Below are 19,399 nucleotides of genomic sequence, written 5' to 3' on the forward strand. Positions count from 1 at the left end.
TATGAATCAAGTAAAAATTCAGATTCCTTCTATCATTGAGAATATCCGTATCGTGGAGAGCTTCATTGACAACTCACGGGAGAAATTTCAGATTGAAGATGACATCTATGGTAATATCATGGTTGCCGTGACGGAATCTGTGAACAACGCCATCAGACACGGCAACAAGTTTGATAAAGATAAGAACGTCTATCTTTCTCTTTTTGTAGAGCCCAACCAATTGCGCTTTGAAGTACAGGATGAAGGAAACGGATTTGACCCAGAGACCTTATCTGACCCAACTGCCCCAGAGAACCTGGAGAACCCCGGCGGGAGAGGTATTTTCTTAATGCGTAACCTCTGCGACGATGTCTCTTTCAGCAATGACGGCCGTACGGTTTCTTTAACTTTCAATATTGAGAATGCAGGAGCTACCCATTGAGTTCTTTACCGAGGAGGTAGAATTTGAGGTTAAAAACGAAGGGAAAGTCAAAACGTGGCTTTTGGAAATAATTTCGAAATATGACTTCGAATTAGAATCTTTGAACTACATTTTTTGTTCCGATGAATATCTTCATCAGATGAATGTAGAATACTTAGAGCATGATACGCTCACTGATGTCATCACCTTTGATAATTCCGACTTTGAGGGAGTTATTGAAGGTGATGTTTTCATTAGTATAGACCGCATTGTGGACAATGCCGCCACTTTCAACATTTCCCCAGAAGAAGAGCTTCATAGGGTAATGGCGCATGGCTTACTCCACCTACTCGGTTTTGACGATAAAACGCCAGAAAAGAAGGCTATAATGCGAACCAAAGAAAATGAGTGTTTAGATCTGCTTAAGTTGTAAACACCTGTTTCCTGAGTTTTCCTCACTTATCAACAATGTTTCACGTGAAACATAACACTAATCCACACTATGTTCACAAGTTATGATGTAATAGTAGTTGGGGCGGGACATGCCGGGTGCGAAGCTGCACATGCGGCCGCCACCATGGGGTCGAAGGTATTGCTCGTAACCATGAACATGAACACTATTGCGCAAATGTCCTGCAACCCAGCCATGGGGGGCGTGGCCAAAGGCCAGATTGTAAGAGAAGTTGACGCCTTGGGCGGCATGAGCGGAATCATTACGGATAAGACCATGATCCAGTTCCGGATGTTGAACATGTCTAAAGGCCCAGCCATGTGGAGTCCACGTGCCCAAAGCGATAGAATGCGTTTCGCCGAAGAATGGAGAATGGCTTTGGAGCAAACACCCAACATTGATTTCTGGCAGGAGATGGTCTCTGAAATTCTGGTGGAAGATGGCCAGGCAGTAGGAGTGAAGACCAGCCTGGGAATTGAGATCAGGGCCAAAGCCGTAGTTTTAACCAACGGAACCTTCCTAAACGGCATCATCCATATTGGAGAGAAAAAATTGGGAGGCGGCAGAGCCGCCGAGAAATCCGCAAAAGGTATCACCGAGCAGTTAGTGTCATTAGGCTTTGAAGCCGGCCGAATGAAAACCGGAACGCCACCACGGGTAGACGGACGCAGCCTGAACTATGAGGTCATGGAAGAGCAGAAAGGCGATGAGAATCCTTCCAAGTTCTCTTACACCGATACGCCGGCACTTACAAACCAACGCAGCTGCTACATTACGTACACCAATTCCAAAGTACACGAGATCCTGAAAACCGGGTTTGAGAAATCACCCATGTTCCAGGGAAGAATTCAGGGATTAGGCCCACGTTACTGTCCATCCATTGAAGACAAGATCAACCGTTTCGCGGAACGTGACCGGCACCAGATCTTCGTGGAACCGGAAGGATGGAGCACCGTGGAAGTGTACGTGAACGGTTTCTCCAGTTCCTTGCCTGAGGATGTGCAGTTGAAAGCGCTGCGGGAAATCCCAGGATTTGAGAACGCGAAGATGTTCCGGCCTGGTTATGCCATTGAATACGACTTCTTCCCGCCTACCCAATTGAACCTGACCCTGGAGACGAAGCTGGTGGATAACCTCTACTTCGCAGGGCAGATTAACGGTACCACCGGATACGAGGAAGCGGCCTGCCAAGGCCTTATGGCGGGAATTAACGCCCATAATAAGGTGCATAACTCAGAACCGTTCGTCTTGAAAAGATCAGAGGCGTACATAGGTGTTTTGATTGATGATCTGGTAAACAAGGGCACAAACGAACCTTACCGCATGTTCACCTCGCGGGCCGAGCACCGCATCTTGCTGCGCCAGGACAACGCTGATCTTCGTCTTACTGAGAAAGGCTATCAACTGGGGCTTGCCTCTGAGGAACGTCTGCAAAAGGTGAACCGCAAGAAGAAGGAGACGCAGGAAGTACTCACGTATCTGCAGCAGAAAGGAATTGAGCCGGAAGAAGTAAACGCCATGCTGCTTTCCCTGGATTCCGCGCCTATCAGTGAAAGAGCCAAAGCGGGCAATTTGCTGAAACGTCCTAATGTGGAGTTAGAGCATTTGATGCAATCTTCAGAAAGCCTGAACCTGTTCCTGAGCAAATATTTACCTGATAGCTTGGAGCAGGCGGTTATTCTTTTGAAATATGCGAGCTATATTGACAAAGAAAACCAGATGGCCTCTAAAATGGAGGAACTGGAAAACTACCGCATCAAAGACCGGCTAGACTACAAAGCCATCACGGCGCTCTCAAACGAAGCCCGCGAGAAGCTCTTGAAAGTACAGCCAGAAACCTTAGGACAAGCATCCCGCATCAGTGGCGTATCTCCCGCAGATATCTCCATCCTGATGGTATACTTAGGAAAATAGAATGAGCTACGAACGGCTAGACCATTGCCCCATTTGTTCCAAAACAGAGTTTAAGAATTTTCTAGTAGTACAAGACAAGAGTGTTAGCCAGGAGAGTTTCGTGATTGTGCAGTGTCTCAATTGCCAGCTCAAATTCACGAACCCGCGTCCGCCCGAAGAAAGTATTGCGCCCTACTATGCTTCTGAGGAATACATTTCCCACTCAGACACCAGCAAAGGTTTGCTGAACAAAACCTACCGCTTGGTACGGTCCATGGCCATCAAGAACAAGGTGGAGTTGGTGAACCGCTTGGGAAACAAAGGCAGGATTCTGGATTATGGCTGCGGCGTTGGGTACTTTTTGCAAGCCTGCCAAAAACAAGGCTGGGAAGTGGAAGGAGTAGAACCCAATGAAACTGCCCGGAAACAAACCGAGGAGAAAATAGGCAAGCCGCTGTTTCAAGGCTCTTTGGAGAATTTGGGCCAGGAAACGTTTGAAGTGGTGACCATGTGGCACGTATTGGAACACATTCACCAACTAAACGAAACGCTCAAAGCCTTGGTGAACGCCACTAAAAAAGGAGGGTACCTGGTCATCGCCGTTCCGAACGCAGATTCTTACGACGCCAAAAAATACGGGGCAGATTGGGCGGCGTATGATGTGCCTCGGCACTTGTACCACTTCAACAAACCCAGCATGCAGAAACTTCTCAGGAAGCATAAACTGGATTTGAAAGAAGTATTGCCCATGAAGTGGGACGCCTACTACGTGAGCATCCTCAGTGAAAAGTTCAAGCATGGGCAAACCAAGATGCTGGATTCGTTCTTCACCGGTTTCAGGTCTAACCTGCACGGCGCCAAGAACGGCAATTCGTACTCCAGCCAAATCTTCATCGCCCAGAAAAAATAACCACATACACTAAGAATAATGACCTTGCAGTTCTCACTGTAAGGTCATTTCCATTTTAAAGCCAAAAATGAAAAAACAGCTTATATACGCCGTAACTGTTATTGCTTTCTTCTTAAAAGGATGCGCCAGCATCAGTAGCCCAGAAGGGGGAGCCAGAGATGTAACTGCTCCAAAATTGGTCATGAGCTACCCTAAAGACGGACAAACCAACGTGAAACCAGAGGAGATTATCCTGGAATTTGATGAGGCCATTCAGACCGTTGACCTGACCCGCCAACTTATCATCGCGCCGCTCACAGACAATACTTACAAGAGCCGGGTGAAGGACGGAAGGGTGGAACTCACCTTTTCCAAGCCGTGGGAAGAGAACACCACCTACAGCCTGAACTTCAGAAACAGCCTGGCTGACATCACAGAGAAAAATCCGGCCAGAGACGTAGTGATCACTTTCAGTACAGGGCCTTTGCTGGACTCAGGACGGGTAAGCGGAAAGGCTAACCTCGTTTTCAGTAATACGCTGCCTAAGGAAGTAAACGTGCTGCTTTATCCGGTAACAGACACTTCGCAGGTAACTAAAGGCCGGCCGTTGTACGTGACCAACGCAGACTCCACGGGGAACTTCACGTTCAGAAACATCAAAGAGGGCGACTACTTTATCTATGGTCTTACTGAAACCAACAACAACTTGCGGTATGACAACGAGAAAGAGTACATAGCTTATACCACAGATACGATCAGAGTAAGGCCGGCCGTAGAAGACGTTCAGCTGAGGCTGCACACCCAGGATGTGACCAGGCCCAACGTCATTTCCAGAAGAAGTTTCTTGAACGTGTTTGAGGTGGAGTACAATGAGGGCATTTCCAAAGCCACGGTTACGGCACCAGATAAGGACACCAACATCAAATGGCTCATCGGGAATAATGGGAAAACTTTGCGCCTGTTTCCGGGTAGCCCCGATGAAAAACAATGGCTGGTAGAAGTGCAGGACAGCGCCAGCAACAGCCGGTTAGATACCGTGGCCGTTCGGCTCAGCGGCAAAGCGGCTCCCAGAAGAAACAACAGTTTTGCGGTGGCCAACGGAAGCAGCATTAAACCCGGGGAGCAGATCAGACTGCAGTTTGAAGTGCCCACCAAAATCCTGAACCCGGCCGGGGCCTTTACTTTTCTGCTGGATTCTGCCACCACTGTCACCACCAAAGACACCGCAGATTTCCGCTTCAACCAGGAAACCACCGAGCTGGTCTTGCGACTTCCTCTGCCGGCCAAGCGCGATATTTCTATCACCATGGACACCACCAAAGTGGTACCTTTTATAGGAGACCGGTATGCCAATTCGCCCCAGAAAATACAGGTAAGTGATAAAGTGGTCACCGGCAGCCTGAAAGTAGTACTGGCCACCACTCAGAAGAATTTCATTGTGCAGCTCCTGCGCCAGAACGCAGTAGTGAAAGAAGCCGTGAGCCAGAAAACCGTTGTTTGGGATGATCTAACCCCCGGTGCTTACCAAATCAGGATTCTGGTAGACGAAAACGGCAACGGCAAATGGGACAACGGTCTCCTGAAAGAACGCCGATTACCTGAACCCGTGATCCTTCCTAAAGACATTTGGGAGATAAGGGCCAACTGGGAAATTGAGACGCAGACCATCGAATTCTAGCGTGGAAACGGGGTGGATAACTGTGGACAAGAATCTGGATAAAGTAAGACCAAGTCTGATAAACCGAAAACCCAAAACTTGTAAAACCTCGTTCTTAAGGTCAAATGTGAGTGGCCGTGCATAAAAACAGAAATTCCCAGAAGTTATGCACCTGCGTATAAACGTTAGCGGTTTTCCCCGCCTTTTCCTGTGCAGAAGTGGAAAGCTGAGATAACTGCTTGATAGAGAAACAAAATGAATCCACAGCGGCTGGGGAATAAGTGGGACTACTGAGAGGATATTTCAGAACGCCGGGGAAAACGTGGGGACAAGGAATCTTATCCACTTCTGCACAGCCCTAATGACGAACAAGATTCTTTTTAGAAAAAATCATTTTATAATAGATATCAAGTTGACTCCGTGGAAAAGTGGGAAAAGCCCGCAGACCGGGAATGAGAAGGGGGAGCTGGGGCGCGGCCGGCTTTTTGAAAGGAAGGGCTTCAGCCGCCAGAATTGTGGAAGAACCGCTATTTTTGAGTAGTTTTAGAAAAATCAGCCGGAAACGGCACCCACCATATAACCAATAGAAACTATGGAACAGGATAAAGAGCAATTTGACCACGAGATAAAATTAGGATACGGCATAGGCGACCTGCGCTTCGGACTGAGTATGGACGACGTGGAGGAGATCATGGGTGAGCCCGAAGAAGTAGAAGAGTCTGACGACGAAGACGAATTTGAGCACAAAGCCTGGAACTACTGGGACAGCGGCTTCTCGTTCTACTTTGACAAAGAAGACGACTATCGCCTGAGCTGCATTGAAACCGCCAACCCCAACGTGACACTGTTTGGGCAGAAGATCTTTGAAATGAGTCAACAGGAAGTAGAAGATCTGTTCAAGCAGAACGGCGTGCAGAACGTAGAGAAAGAAAAAATTGAAAATAACGTGACCTGCCTTTCTTACGAGCAGCAAATGATTGACCTGTACTTTGAAGAAGGCAAACTGCTGGCCGTGAACTTCGGCGTACACATGGACGATAACCTGGAAGTTCTCTGGCCCAAAGAAGGCTAAGAAGCCCAATACAACATTTGCTACATACCTCCTCAAACAGAAAGAACCGCCCAGCGCGGTTCTTTCTGTTTTCAACCATTCCCCAACCAAGCATTTTGCCCCTTATTTCCTTAAAACATACCCGAAACGCCGGCAATATTTCCAGCCAGACACGTGCCTCGCTCCAAATTCCTGATTCCTGCGCGCTTCATTTTACAGGTTCCACGGAAAAGCCCGTGGAACAGCTATCAGGAAGGCCCGTACAGAGGCCATTTTTAGCGCCATTAAGCCATTGGTCCAGAAATAACGAACACTTGGACGCTAACATCTGCTGCAGCCTGTTAGAACGCCTGTATTCACGAAATGCTTTTTAGCAGAATTAGGTATCTAGGTAGAGTGCTTCCAGTAAGAATTTGGAGGAACATCAGAAGTAAGAAGAACATCTGGAAGAAGTTAAGCCAATAAAGCAGGAGCTGGTAGGCTGAAGCAAGCGTTTAAGAGACGTTTTTCAGAAATCAGCCTTAAAACAGCTTTTAAGTCAACCATCATAACTTGAAATCTTGCCGCCGTTCTTGGTGAAAATACCAGGGAGAGGAAAGGCCCCTTTCCCTTGCACGCGTACTTCCTCGTTACAGGGTAACGAGGCTACATTATTTTGTAGCGACGTTACCCTGTAACGAGGAAGTACGCATTCCTTCTCAGCCTAACTAGCAACAATTAAAGTCCACTAAAATGCCCATAAAGCAAAAGAGCCGCCTCATTTCTGAAGCGGCTCTTTTTTATATTATATAAACTACGTTCTAAGCGAACATCCAGCGGAACAGGAGAAACAACGTACCAGACAAGAACATGGAAACCGGTAAGGTTAACACCCAAGCCAAGGCAATGTTCCGGATGGTGCCGGCATTCAGGTTTTTGATACCGCGATTGGCCACCATACTACCCGCAATACCAGAAGAAAGGATGTGGGTGGTACTCACTGGCAACTTGAACACAAACGTAGAGAACCCGATTACACTGGCAGCCATAAACTCAGCCGAAGCGCCTTGGGCGTAGGTCAGGTGTTCTTTCCCAATCTTTTCGCCAATGGTTTTCACAATGCGTTTCCAGCCAATCATGGTACCCACGCCTAAAGAGAGCGCAATCATCATAATTACCCAATCTGGTGCATAATCGGTGTAAGAACGCATGCTGGTTACGCCGGCCTTCAGTTGGTCGCGGTCCCGTTGGCTCAAGGTAATATCCTGGCTATCCATCAGCTTATCGGTGCCTTTGGTGATAAGCAAAATATCGCGACGGAGCATGAAACGGGTGTCTTTGGGCAGATTGTGGGTAGAAGGATTGGCGGCAAATACACCGTTCATTTCTTTTACCTCGGCGTTGAGCATACTTAATTCTTTGGCATCTGAAGCGGAAAGTACGGTACTGTCTACTTTAGATAAAACCTGCTCTACCTGTACAATGGAAGATCTGAGGCCAGCCGGGTCTTTGTCATTGTCTAGGGCATAATAGGTAGGCACAATCGCGATCAAAATGAGCATGACCAAGCCCACACCTTTCTGGCCGTCATTGGAACCGTGGAAGAAAGAAACCAGCGTACAAGTAATAATTAAGATAATCCGGATCCAGAGCGGGGGAGCTTTGCGTTTGTGCGGCTCTTTGAAGATCGTCTTATTTTTTACAAACCGCTTCAAAATGAACATCAGGAAAACGGTTAAGGTGAATCCCAGGAACGGAGAAACCAGCAGAGACATTCCGGTTTTGGTGGCCTCGTCCCAGGAGAAACTAGCCTCAGTGGTGGAAGGCAGCAAAGAATAAGCAATTCCCAAACCCAGAATTGACCCTATGAGCGTATGGGAACTGGAAGAAGGCAGGCCGTAGTACCAGGTGCCCAGGTTCCAGATGATGGCACTCAATAATAAAGCCCCAATCATGGCAATGCCGTGCCAAATGTCTTGGTCAATGAGCGTTTCAATGGGCAACAGGTACACAATTCCCATAGCCACCCCAATTCCGCCGGCAAAAACCCCAATGAAGTTCCAGAAACCCGACCAAACCACCGCCGCCCAGGGCCGAAGCGTATTGGTGTAAATAACAGTAGCCACGGCGTTGGCCGTATCATGGAAACCGTTCACAAATTCAAAAGCACACGCGGCCAGTAAGCAGATTACCAGCAAGATCAGTAAATGTGTCTCTAATCCGAACATAAGTAAGTATTGGTGATAAAAAGGAGCCAAAAGTAAAGTAATAAATTCCTCTCAATGTTACCGAATTGTTAAGGAATAGTTCGGGTCCCCGAATTATTATGCCGTAAAAGTACGAACGAAGCCGGTAGTCTTCTCATGCTCAGCCTTTTTCATAGAACATTTATCGCGCAAAGCGGGTATTCCCATAACCAAAGGAAAAGCGCACTTTAGAAAAAGTGCCAACGAAACCTCTATATTTGCGCCCATGAGCACAACTGAGAAACCTACAGAAAACGCACAGCTGAAAGATATCATCTCGCATGCCAAAGAATACGGCTTCGTATTCCCGTCCAGCGAAATTTATGACGGTCTGCAAGCCGTGTATGATTACGGGCAAAATGGGGTGGAGTTGAAAAACAACCTCAAAACGCTTTGGTGGAAATGCATGACCCAACTGCACCAGAACGTGGTAGGCATTGACGCCGCCATCTTCATGCATCCCAACACCTGGAAAGCATCGGGGCACGTAGATTCCTTCAACGATCCTATGATTGACAACCTGGATTCCAAGAAGCGCTACCGCGCCGATGTTCTGATTGAGGAAAAAGCCGCCGAGTATGAGAAAGCTGGTGATGTGGAGAAAGCCCAATCATTACTGCAGGAAATGGGCCGTTTGCTAGGGGCCGAAGATCTGAAAGGCGTACAGCAATTGATTATCTCAGAAAACATAAAGTGCCCTATCTCAGGTACTTCTAACTGGACCGAGGTGCGCCAATTCAACCTAATGTTCTCCACACAGGTTGGTTCCGTGGCCGAAGACTCCAGCACCATTTATCTACGCCCCGAAACCGCCCAGGGAATCTTCGTGAACTTCCTGAACGTGCAAAAATCTGGCCGTATGAAAGTGCCCTTCGGGATTGCCCAAATAGGAAAAGCGTTCCGGAACGAGATTGTGGCCCGCCAGTTCATTTTTAGAATGCGCGAGTTTGAGCAGATGGAGATGCAGTTCTTCGTACGTCCTGGCACTGAGATGGAGTGGTACCAGCACTGGAGAACCATGCGCCGCAACTGGCACGAGGCGTTAGGGGTTCCTACTGAAAAGCTCCGTTTCCACGACCACGAGAAACTGGCCCACTACGCCAACGCCGCCGTTGACATTGAATTTGAATTCCCGTTCGGTTTCAAAGAAGTAGAAGGAATCCACTCCCGCACTGACTTTGACTTGACGCAGCACCAGAACTTGAGCCGTAAAAAGCAGCAGTACTTTGACAACGACCTGAACGAAGACGGCAAACCATTCGGAAATTACGTGCCTTACGTGGTGGAGACCTCTGTAGGCGCTGACCGTCTGTTCCTGATGACACTCTGCAATGCTTACCAGGAGGAGGAAATCACCGAAGGCGAGAACACCAAGACCCGTACCTTCCTGAAATTCCATCCAGCCATTGCCCCAGTGAAAGCCGCCGTGTTCCCGCTCGTGAAGAAAGATGGCCTACCAGAGAAAGCCATGCAAATCTTCGATGACCTGAAATTCGATTTCAACATGATCTACGAAGAGCGTGATGCCATCGGAAAACGCTACACCCGTCAAGATTTAATAGGAACCCCATTCTGTATCGCCGTAGATTACGAAACCCTGGAGAACGATACCGTCACCGTCCGTGACCGCGACAGCCGCGAACAGAAGCGTATGCACATCTCTGAGCTTCGCCAGTACATAGGCGACGCTGTCAGCTTCAAACGCATTTTCGAAAAAATCTAACTCGTGGATATCTGCTGATTTTAGAAAAACAGCCTCTTACATCATTCACACGAAAAAGGCCTCTGCAGAAATGTAGAGGCCTTTTTGTATTTAATAAGCTAAGATTAAGAAAACACCTGAAAGAAGGTTTTCCACGTGGGTACAAAAGTAATACATCCAAAAATCTTCATGGTTCAAGTCTGTGACTTGGACCTACCATGGTTTGCAGTTTGTAACTGCAGTGAAGCGTTAGCTTCAAAAGATGTCCAATATTATATATTGAGGTACACGTTGGCACGAGCCGCAAGCTCACGCCAGCGAGAATGAAAGCTTTGCTTTAGCTGCAGTTACAAACTGCAGGTCATAGTAGGTCCAAGTCACAGACTTGAACCATATAAATTTTGGGTGGAGTCCAGCTATAAATCAAAAAGCGTTTCGGTAATGCTTTTACCTAAACATGCCCGAAAAGCTTTTCAATTCTTGAACGGATTACCTAAGGAAAGGAGAGAGGTAAGGCATACTCCATGCCCGGCTACTTCAGAACTCAACGTCAGGTTCTCGCCTTCTTGGTGGAACCCGCCGCTGAACGGATGCTCTGCTATAAATAAAGGAGTATCCAGATCTATGAAGTCAAATCCACCAATGCCTGCAGCAAAATGAGCCGAGAAGGTCATGGCCAGAATAGATTCTACCATGCCGCCTATCATTAACCCCAACCCGTGCACCTGTGCCAGAGCCGCCATCTGCAAGGCTTCCAACACGCCGCACTTCATCAATTTTATGTTGACAACGGAGGCGCTTCTGTCTTGAACTAACCGTGCTACGTCGCTGGCGCTACGTGCAGATTCATCGGCGGCGATGGGGAAAGGGCAGGTAGTTGCTAACACACCCAAGTCTTCCCAAGATTCACGCGGAAGTGGCTGTTCTAGTAGAATAATCGGGATTTTGGCTTCGGCAGCTCTGTTGACAAAGGCTTGAGCACGTGCCAAGTCATAACCGCAATTTCCGTCTACAATGAGTCTTGCCTCCGGCGCGGCGTTGTGGATTGCCTGGATCCGACGGAGATCGTAATCCACATTGGTTCCTTCGGTCTTCACTTTAATAATAGAGAACCCACGTTCCACGATGGACTTGGCTGAAGCGGCAGCATGCGCCTCATCGCCAGCAGTAATGGTGAGGTCTGTCACCAACTGCGTCTGCACTCCCCCGAAGAAAACATACAATGGCATCTGGTAGTGTTTGCAGAGGGCATCCAGAATGGCCATCTCTAAACCACATCGGGCAGTGGGTGCATCATGGGCGAGTTTATCTACTTCTTGTGCCAGGGTGCGCCAGTTCTTGACATCTTTTCCGATGAGGTATTTTTCCAAATTCTGCAGAACCACTAAGGTGCTTTCCTGTGTCTCGCCGCTCACCGCCGGGAACGGAGCCGCCTCGCCCAAACCAGTGGTTCCATCTACCAACTGTACCTGCACCACCACATTCTCCACCCGGTATTGCGTGCCGGTGGCAATGGCGAAAGGTTCTATCAGAGGCAAATTCAATGGTTGATAACTCACCGAGGCGATTTGGGTAGAATTCATAGTTTTTTGTTTATAGGTGTGCCGTTTGAGAAACAAAGAAAGGAAATGTAAGCGATAAGAAAACTGCGAATAAAATTAGGCAAGGCCAAAAGCTGTGAAGTTATCCTGTGAAAAAGTGGTTTTTCTGTTTAGGAGCCTTTTTTGAAAAAGAAGGCCTAAAATGAGGAGTTGTCCACGGGTATTTTTCTCATCAAGGACCATCAATGGCGCAGACGCTCGCAGGACCTCCGGACGCTGCGAGGTCTTTTGAGCAGGCGGTACAGAGTGAGCAACCAGAAACTCCCCTCCTGACTCAGGAGGGGTGCCCAAAGGGCGGGGTGGTGAAAAGCCTTGAAGGTACCTTCCCGTTTCCAACCTTTTTCAGAAAATCAGCCCTAAAGCGGAAAAAAGCATTGGAATCCTAACAGAAGTTATTTATTGTTTAACTTTGCTTAATTATGGCTTGCGAGAGAGATGCTATTTATTTCATCACGTAAAGCTTTAGCTAGTATCGGCTTTGACGGAATACCTTCTTCAAGACCGATATTCTAGAAATGAAGAACACCTAACACATCCTACAGACAAAAAGGTGAAGTACAACGAGTATAAGCAACTAGACTATGCGGGTCTGGCCGAAGAGGTGAGAGCCTACTGGAAAGAGAACCGCATCTTTGAGAAATCGGTGGAGACCCGCGCGGGTCAGCCTACGTTCGTGTTTTATGAGGGACCACCCTCGGCCAACGGCGCACCGGGTATTCACCACGTGATGGCCCGTGCCGTGAAAGACATTTTTTGCCGCTACAAAACTTTGCAAGGTTTCCAAGTAGTCCGCAAAGGCGGATGGGATACCCACGGGTTACCTATTGAGCTGCAGGTAGAAAAAGAACTGGGCATCATCAAAGACGACATCGGGAAGACTATCTCGGTGGAGGAGTACAATGCCCGTTGCCGTGAGACCGTAATGCGTTTCAAACATCAGTGGGATGACCTCACTGAGCGCATGGGGTACTGGGTGGACCTTGACAAACCGTACATCACCTTTGACAACCAATACATAGAATCCAATTGGGCGCTGCTCAAAAAACTGTATGACAAAGGCTACCTCTACAAAGGCTACACCATTCAGCCGTACTCGCCTTCAGACGGTACCGGACTCAGCTCCCACGAACTGAACCAGCCAGGTTGCTACAAAGAAGTGAAGGATACGTCCATCGTGGCGCAGTTCAAGGTCATCAAAGATTCTAAATCTGATTTCCTATTCTCTGGGTCTAATGATGGTGTCTACATCCTGGCCTGGACCACCACGCCCTGGACCTTGCCTTCCAACACCTCTTTGGCGGTTGGCGACAAGATTACCTATGTGCAGGTAAATACCTTCAACCCGTATACCCATAAACCTTTAAGTGTGGTACTGGCAAAGGCATTGGTTGGAAAGTATTTTTCAGACAAGAACAAAGACTTACAGCTTACCGACTACAAACCCGGAGACAAAGCAATTCCTTTTGAGATTGTGCAGGAGTTCACCGGTAAGCAATTAGTAGGACTTCGGTATGAGCAACTGATGCCGTATCTGCAGCCGTTCTATGATGCTGACAAAGCGTTTCAGGTAGTGGCTGGAGATTTCGTGACCACTGAAGATGGTACCGGCGTGGTGCATACGTCGCCAACCTTCGGGGCCGATGACTTTAGAGTAGCCAAACAACACGGTATCCCAGCCCTGACCATCAAAGATGAGTTGGGCAATGAACTCCCCACTGTTGACCGGAGAGGAAAGTTCATTGACGAGATTGGGGTAAGGCTGCAGGAAGGCGTTGCCAAGTACAACATCAAAACCCATAAACCGCTTGGGCCCGATAACTTCTACGTGAAGAATTACACCAATGAAGATGAGAGCCATCCGGATTATAAAACCACGGATGTCATCATCTCCATCATCCTGAAGGAAGAGAACAAGGCCTTCAAGGTGGAGAAGTACGAGCACACGTACCCGCACTCTTGGCGTACCGATAAACCGATTCTCTATTATCCGTTGGATGCCTGGTTCATCAAAACCACCGCGGTAAAGCAGCGGTTGATTGACCTGAACAAGACCATCAACTGGAAACCGGAGTCCACTGGCTCGGGTCGTTTCGGGAACTGGCTGGAGAACCTGGTGGACTGGAACCTGTCGCGCTCGCGCTACTGGGGAACGCCGCTACCTATCTGGCGCACCGAAGAAGGCGATGAGGAAATCTGCATCGGCTCGGTAGCTGAGTTAGACCGCGAGATTGAGCGCAGCATCAAGGCTGGGGTAATGACCGAGAACCCGCTGCGTCAAGCTAAGAAGACAACCGAGAAACCAACCGGAACTCCGGAGGAACATCAAACCAACACCCTGCTGGAATTTGCTGGTGAGTTCGCCTTGAGCCCAACCGGTACCGAGGAGCCTCGGTCAGAGTTAGGAATCACTGATTTCAACTACGAAGGCTTCGACCTGCACCGTCCGTACGTAGACAACATCATCCTGGTAAGCCCAAGCGGCAAAGCCATGAAGCGTGAGACCGACCTCATTGACGTTTGGTTTGACTCCGGCGCTATGCCGTACGCGCAGTGGCACTACCCGTTTGAAAACAAAGATAAATTTGACGCCAACTTCCCGGCAGACTTCATCGCCGAGGGCGTGGACCAAACCCGTGGTTGGTTCTTCACCCTGCACGCCTTGGCCGTGATGCTGGAAGACAGCGTGGCGTTCAAGAACGTCATCGCGAACGGCCTGGTGCTGGACAAGAACGGAAACAAGATGAGCAAGCGACTCGGCAACGCCGTGGATCCGTTTGCGACCATCGGCCGCTTCGGACCAGATGCCACCCGCTGGTACATGATTGTGAACGCGCCACCTTGGGATAACCTCAAGTTCAACCTGGACGGGGTGACCGAGGTACAGCGCCGTTTCTTCGGGACGTTGCAGAACACGTACTCGTTCTTCGCGCTGTACGCCAACCTGGATGGCTTCACCTTTGAGGGAGCAGAAATCCCGGTAGCGCAACGCACCGAGAGTGACCGCTGGATTATCTCCCGCCTGAACACGCTGGTGAAAGAAGTGGGCGCGTACTTTGATGACTACGACCCAACCAAAGCCGCGCGCGCCATCCAGGACTTCGTGGCCGATGAGCTGAGCAATTGGTATGTGCGCCTGAACCGCAAACGTTTCTGGAAAGGCGAACTGAACCAAGACAAGCAGGCGGCCTACCAAACGCTGTATACCTGCCTTGAGACGGTGGCAAAACTGGCTTCGCCGATTGCGCCGTTCTACATGGACCGTCTGTTCCTGGACCTGAACCTTGTAAGTGGCCGCAGCACTGCTGAGTCAATTCACTTAGAGGCGTTCCCGCAAGTACAGGAAGACCTGATAGATGTAGACCTGGAGCAACGCATGCAGTTGGCGCAGAGTGTTTCTTCTTTGGTGCACTCGCTCCGGAAGAAGCATATGATTAAAGTGCGTCAGCCGCTGGGCCGTATCTTGATTCCGATTCTGGATGAGAAAATGAAGACCCAGCTGCAAGCAGTGGAAGATCTGATTCTCTCTGAGGTGAACGTGAAGAGCCTGGAGTATTTGGAAGACACCACCGGCATTCTGGTGAAGAAAATCAAGCCTAACTTCAAACGTCTGGGCCAAGTGTTCGGACCGAAGCTGAAGTTAGTGGCCGCCCAGATCCAGCAGATGAGCCAGGAAGACATCGCCAAGATGGAGCGCGAAGGTTTCTTTGAAATTCCGGTGGAGGATGACACCACGGTGCTTAGCCGCGAAGACGTGGAGATCATGTCTGAGGATATACCTGGTTGGTTGGTTGCTTCGGAAGGAGCGTTGACCGTAGCCCTGGATATCACCATCACCGAGGAACTCCGTCTGGAAGGCATGGCCCGTGAATTGGTAAACCGCCTGCAAAACCTGCGCAAAGACAGCGGTCTGGATGTACAGGATAAAATCAGAGTGTTCCTGCAGGATGGCAATGAAGAAGTGGCCGCTGCCGTTCAAGCTTTTGGAGGGTACATCTCTGAGGAAGTACAAGCGGTAGAACTGACCGTGGTGCCAAGTCTGGCAGACTCCGAGGCCGCCGTACTGGACATGGAAGGCTTCAGCCTGCCGGTGAGACTGGAAGTAGTCAGATAAGAGTACGCTTACAGGAATTTAAAAGAAGATTGAACGCTGGCCGTTTTAGGGCTCTTTTAAGAAAAAGAAGCTTATAACGGTCGGTTAAACCTTACTCATGAAGTACGCAAAATACTATCTGGTTGCCTTGCTGGTGATCGCCGTGGACCAGACCGTGAAAATGCTGGTGCATAATAACATGCAAATGGGCCTGCCTGGGCAGATTCCTGTCTTCGGGGACTGGTTTAAGTTGCATTACACGTTGAACCCAGGCATGGCGTTCGGGGTGGAGTTGGGGTCTGACTATGGTAAGATCATCTTAACCGTTTTCAGGATGGTGGCCATGGTAGCCATTGGCTATTTGGTGTACTATCTGGTGCAGAACCGGTACCACAAAGGGTTGATCTGGTGTGTGGGTTTGATTCTGGGCGGGGCCATCGGGAACCTGATTGATAGTGTTTTCTACGGCGTGCTGCTAGATAACGCGCCTTATGGCGTATCTACCCCGTGGCTGCACGGGCAGGTAATTGATATGTTCTACCTGGATATCTGGGAAGGCATTTTGCCGCAGTGGATTCCTATTATCGGCGGCACGCCGATGTCTTTGTGGCCCATTTTCAACGTGGCAGATGCGGCTATCTTTATGGGAGTTCTGATTATCATCTTCAACCAGAATAGATTCCTGAACCAGCCGCCGGTCAAAGAAAAGCACGAGATCAATATCGTAGAGGCATAAAAAGAGGGCTGTCTGGAAAGACAGCCCTCTTTTTATATAGGCCGGTGTAGACCTAAAAGGAATATCCCATGTTCACTTGCACGGCAAAAATGGAAGTCCCTTGGTCATACACGTAACCAGCAGCCCTTAACCCGAAGAAAAGACGGTTATCATTAAAGAAGTCGGTTTCAACCATTACTTTTCCGCCTATATCCTTTTCCCTAAGATGCACAAACACATCGCCAGGAGTTAAGCCCGGCGTTGTGACAGACCCTTCAGGAACACCGCCTCTTACCAAATCCAGTTCTGATCGTCTTCTCACGGCAGGACCCGCGCCTAGTTTAAGGGTGTACCTACCCGTTTCATACAGATCATAGAAAAAGGAAGCATCAAACATGACAAATGCCTTTCTAGAGGTAAAAAGCAGAATTTGTTTATCGTAGCGGGAAGAACTGAGGTACTCCCCGGAAACAGAAAAGTGTAAATGGTCCGTCAGTTCACGCGTGTATTGTTGAGAGAACAAGGCACCGCTGTTATCCCCTTCCAGAATATAGGCAAAGCCTACGCCCGTCCTGAAATGGTTGGGGTACCGATGTTGGGCCGTGGCGTCTGGCAGCAAAAAGAGAGAGAAGAACCAAAGCAAAGCTGTCTTCAGAAGAAGGGAACTTAGTTTGTGAAGGTGTTTCATAAAGGAGAATAAAATCAGAAAAGGGACAAATACGGCAAATGGTAATGTGAATACTTAGGTTTAATTATTTAAGTTGTGTCTCAAAATGAAATTTGGCTTTTCAGATGTCCTGGAAAGACCCCCGGTTTTATCAGATCATGCGTTTATCAGAACCCTTACTCCAAGTAGAAAACCTGAACCTTTCTTTCCAGACCAGGGGAGGAGAAGTGCAGGCGGTAAAAGGGGTTTCTTTTGAAATAAGGAAAGGCGAAGCGGTAGCCCTTGTGGGCGAATCTGGTTCAGGCAAGACGGTAACCGCCCTGTCTATGATGCAGCTATTACCCTCTGAAGGAGTCCTTACCACTGGAACAGCATTCTTCCACTCTTCCCACTTAGGGCCGATAGATTTACTGACGCTTTCAGAAAAGCAACGGCAGCAGATGCGGGGCCAGGAGATTTCCATGGTTTTTCAAGACCCCATGTCTTCACTGAACCCCGTTATTTCCTGTGGAAAACAGGTAGCCGAAGCCTTGCTGATTCACCTCCAAATTTCCAAAAAAGAGGCATATTCGCGCGCAATTGAACTTTTTACGTTAGTGAAGCTGCCTAACCCCGAGCGAATTTTCAAGAGTTACCCACACGAACTTTCCGGCGGACAGAAACAGCGGATCATGATTGCCATGGCCATGGCTTGCGCGCCTTCTTTGCTGATTGCCGATGAACCCACCACTGCTCTGGATGTAACCGTACAAGCCGGTATTCTCCAATTACTTCAGGAACTGCGAGTGCAGAAACAGATGGCTATGCTGTTCATCTCGCATGATCTAGGGGTAGTGGCCGAGATAGCCGACCGCATTCTGGTCATGTACCAAGGAAAAGTAGTGGAAGAAGGCTCCGTGACCCAAATTTTCGGGAATCCGCAGCACCCGTACACCCAAGCGTTGCTCGCCTGTAGACCTACTTTGCAGCACATTGCCACGGTCTTGCCCACCATCTCAGATTTCATGCCTACTCCGTTTCAGGACCAGTTTCAGGAAAACAGCCTTAAAATGGATGTGCCTCTGAAAGCCGTGGAAAAACCGGGAAGAACAGCCCCTAATACTACTCATCTGGCCATGACTGAAATCACACTTGAACCACTTTTGCAGGTACAAGATATCCACGTGGAATTTACCAGGGGAAGAACGTTTATCTGGCAGAAAAAAGAGACCGTAAAAGCAGTAGATGGCATTTCCTTCGAGGTTTTCCCCGGCGAAACACTGGGCATTGTAGGCGAGTCTGGCTGTGGAAAGTCTACGTTGGGAAGGACCTTGTTGCGGTTGATAGAGCCTACACAAGGAAAGATAGTTTTCAACAGAAAAGAATGGGCCGCTTTGCCCAAAGAAGCGTTAAGAAAAAGCCGAAAAGACTTCCAGATGATCTTTCAAGATCCCTTGGCTTCGCTCAATCCTATGATGAAAATAGGCGAATCCCTGATGGAACCCATGCAGGTACATCAGGTGTTATCTACCCAGAAGGAAAGAAAACAGCGGGTGCTGGAATTGCTGGAAACCGTTGGCTTACTTCCCGATCATTTTCACCGTTATCCCCATGAATTTTCCGGTGGTCAGCTGCAGCGCATTTGCATTGCCAGAGCCCTGGCCCTGGAACCCACGTGTATCATCTGTGATGAGATTGTTTCGTCTTTAGACGTGTCTGTGCAAGCACAAGTCTTGAACCTGCTCAACCAACTTAAACGCGACCTCAATCTCACGCTCCTCTTTATCACCCATGACCTGTCTGTGGCTAAATTTATGTCTGATCGCCTGTTGGTGATGGACAAAGGCCAGATTGTGGAACAGGGTTCTGCCCAACAAATATTCGCTTCTCCGCAGCAGCCGTATACTAAAGCATTGCTTCAGGCAATACCGGCCAGCGACCTGAAAGATATTTTAGCGGCTCAAGAGAAACGAAAAGCGTACAAAGCAAGTATAGACGAATAGATATATTTGCAGATGCTTTCTTCGTAGCAGCGTTTTTACTTCGTTTTCCTGAAATCAGGCAGAGAACAGCAATTGG

The 19,399-nt window shown here is 48.7% G+C and carries 13 protein-coding genes; 10 read left to right on the forward strand and 3 right to left on the reverse strand.

Annotated features, from left to right (window positions below):
- Position 1 precedes the first annotated feature (1 nt).
- The 6 genes from ACY0JR_RS02615 (at position 2) to ACY0JR_RS02640 (ending at position 6,362) form a co-directional block, all read left to right on the forward strand.
- Positions 2-421, forward strand: a complete 420-nt coding sequence (locus tag ACY0JR_RS02615; protein ID WP_462632289.1) for an ATP-binding protein — start codon at positions 2-4, stop codon at positions 419-421.
- Positions 402-833, forward strand: coding sequence for an rRNA maturation RNase YbeY (gene ybeY, locus ACY0JR_RS02620; RefSeq protein ID WP_462632290.1), 432 nt, complete (start codon positions 402-404; stop codon positions 831-833). The genes ACY0JR_RS02615 and ybeY overlap by 20 nt, the downstream gene beginning before the upstream one ends.
- Before the next feature lie 69 nt (positions 834-902).
- Entirely contained in the window at positions 903-2,765 is a 1,863-nt protein-coding gene (gene mnmG, locus ACY0JR_RS02625; RefSeq protein ID WP_462632291.1) for a tRNA uridine-5-carboxymethylaminomethyl(34) synthesis enzyme MnmG, read from the forward strand.
- A 1-nt stretch (position 2,766) separates the two neighbouring features.
- Positions 2,767-3,654, forward strand: coding sequence for a class I SAM-dependent methyltransferase (locus tag ACY0JR_RS02630; protein ID WP_462632292.1), 888 nt, complete (start codon positions 2,767-2,769; stop codon positions 3,652-3,654).
- A 67-nt stretch (positions 3,655-3,721) separates the two neighbouring features.
- Positions 3,722-5,311, forward strand: coding sequence for an Ig-like domain-containing protein (locus ACY0JR_RS02635; protein WP_462632294.1), 1,590 nt, complete (start codon positions 3,722-3,724; stop codon positions 5,309-5,311).
- A gap of 571 nt (positions 5,312-5,882) precedes the next feature.
- Positions 5,883-6,362, forward strand: a complete 480-nt coding sequence (locus ACY0JR_RS02640) for a hypothetical protein (RefSeq protein WP_462632295.1) — start codon at positions 5,883-5,885, stop codon at positions 6,360-6,362.
- A gap of 779 nt (positions 6,363-7,141) precedes the next feature.
- Here the strand turns inward: ACY0JR_RS02640 and ACY0JR_RS02645 are convergent.
- Positions 7,142-8,548, reverse strand: coding sequence for an inorganic phosphate transporter (locus tag ACY0JR_RS02645; RefSeq protein WP_462632296.1), 1,407 nt, complete (start codon positions 8,546-8,548; stop codon positions 7,142-7,144).
- Between the two features lie 244 nt (positions 8,549-8,792).
- Between ACY0JR_RS02645 and ACY0JR_RS02650 the strand changes: the two genes are divergently transcribed.
- Positions 8,793-10,289, forward strand: coding sequence for a glycine--tRNA ligase (locus tag ACY0JR_RS02650; protein ID WP_462632297.1), 1,497 nt, complete (start codon positions 8,793-8,795; stop codon positions 10,287-10,289).
- Between the two features lie 452 nt (positions 10,290-10,741).
- On the opposite strand, the gene ACY0JR_RS02655 is transcribed toward ACY0JR_RS02650, so the two are convergent.
- On the reverse strand, positions 10,742-11,851 hold the full coding sequence (locus tag ACY0JR_RS02655; RefSeq protein ID WP_462632298.1) for a dipeptide epimerase: 1,110 nt from the start codon (positions 11,849-11,851) through the stop codon (positions 10,742-10,744).
- A 568-nt stretch (positions 11,852-12,419) separates the two neighbouring features.
- Between ACY0JR_RS02655 and ileS the strand changes: the two genes are divergently transcribed.
- Both ileS and ACY0JR_RS02665 read left to right on the forward strand, forming a co-directional pair.
- Positions 12,420-15,980 (forward strand): isoleucine--tRNA ligase, encoded by a 3,561-nt coding sequence (ileS, locus tag ACY0JR_RS02660; RefSeq protein WP_462632299.1) that lies wholly within the window; start codon positions 12,420-12,422, stop codon positions 15,978-15,980.
- A gap of 97 nt (positions 15,981-16,077) precedes the next feature.
- Positions 16,078-16,695 carry a lipoprotein signal peptidase gene (locus ACY0JR_RS02665; RefSeq protein ID WP_462632300.1) on the forward strand — a complete coding sequence of 206 codons (618 nt, stop codon included), beginning with the start codon at positions 16,078-16,080 and terminating at the stop codon, positions 16,693-16,695.
- A 52-nt stretch (positions 16,696-16,747) separates the two neighbouring features.
- Here ACY0JR_RS02665 and ACY0JR_RS02670 read toward each other — a convergent pair whose 3' ends face one another.
- Positions 16,748-17,362 (reverse strand): hypothetical protein, encoded by a 615-nt coding sequence (locus ACY0JR_RS02670; protein WP_462632301.1) that lies wholly within the window; start codon positions 17,360-17,362, stop codon positions 16,748-16,750.
- Between the two features lie 137 nt (positions 17,363-17,499).
- On the opposite strand from ACY0JR_RS02670, the gene ACY0JR_RS02675 reads away from it, so the two are divergent.
- Positions 17,500-19,323 (forward strand): ABC transporter ATP-binding protein, encoded by a 1,824-nt coding sequence (locus ACY0JR_RS02675; RefSeq protein ID WP_462632302.1) that lies wholly within the window; start codon positions 17,500-17,502, stop codon positions 19,321-19,323.
- The last annotated feature ends 76 nt before the right edge of the window (positions 19,324-19,399 follow it).

The sequence above is a fragment of the Rufibacter sp. JT3400010 genome (assembly GCF_054956755.1).

Excerpts from the sequence above, each read along its gene's own strand:
- ACY0JR_RS02615 (WP_462632289.1), top strand. The coding sequence starts at position 2 with ATGAATCAAGTAAAAATTCAGATTCCTTCTATCATTGAGAATATCCGT.
- ybeY (WP_462632290.1), top strand. The coding sequence starts at position 402 with ATGCAGGAGCTACCCATTGAGTTCTTTACCGAGGAGGTAGAATTTGAG.
- mnmG (WP_462632291.1), top strand. The coding sequence starts at position 903 with ATGTTCACAAGTTATGATGTAATAGTAGTTGGGGCGGGACATGCCGGG.
- ACY0JR_RS02630 (WP_462632292.1), top strand. The coding sequence starts at position 2,767 with ATGAGCTACGAACGGCTAGACCATTGCCCCATTTGTTCCAAAACAGAG.
- ACY0JR_RS02635 (WP_462632294.1), top strand. The coding sequence starts at position 3,722 with ATGAAAAAACAGCTTATATACGCCGTAACTGTTATTGCTTTCTTCTTA.
- ACY0JR_RS02640 (WP_462632295.1), top strand. The coding sequence starts at position 5,883 with ATGGAACAGGATAAAGAGCAATTTGACCACGAGATAAAATTAGGATAC.
- ACY0JR_RS02645 (WP_462632296.1), bottom strand. The coding sequence starts at position 8,548 with ATGTTCGGATTAGAGACACATTTACTGATCTTGCTGGTAATCTGCTTA.
- ACY0JR_RS02650 (WP_462632297.1), top strand. The coding sequence starts at position 8,793 with ATGAGCACAACTGAGAAACCTACAGAAAACGCACAGCTGAAAGATATC.
- ACY0JR_RS02655 (WP_462632298.1), bottom strand. The coding sequence starts at position 11,851 with ATGAATTCTACCCAAATCGCCTCGGTGAGTTATCAACCATTGAATTTG.
- ACY0JR_RS02665 (WP_462632300.1), top strand. The coding sequence starts at position 16,078 with ATGAAGTACGCAAAATACTATCTGGTTGCCTTGCTGGTGATCGCCGTG.
- ACY0JR_RS02670 (WP_462632301.1), bottom strand. The coding sequence starts at position 17,362 with ATGAAACACCTTCACAAACTAAGTTCCCTTCTTCTGAAGACAGCTTTG.
- ACY0JR_RS02675 (WP_462632302.1), top strand. The coding sequence starts at position 17,500 with ATGCGTTTATCAGAACCCTTACTCCAAGTAGAAAACCTGAACCTTTCT.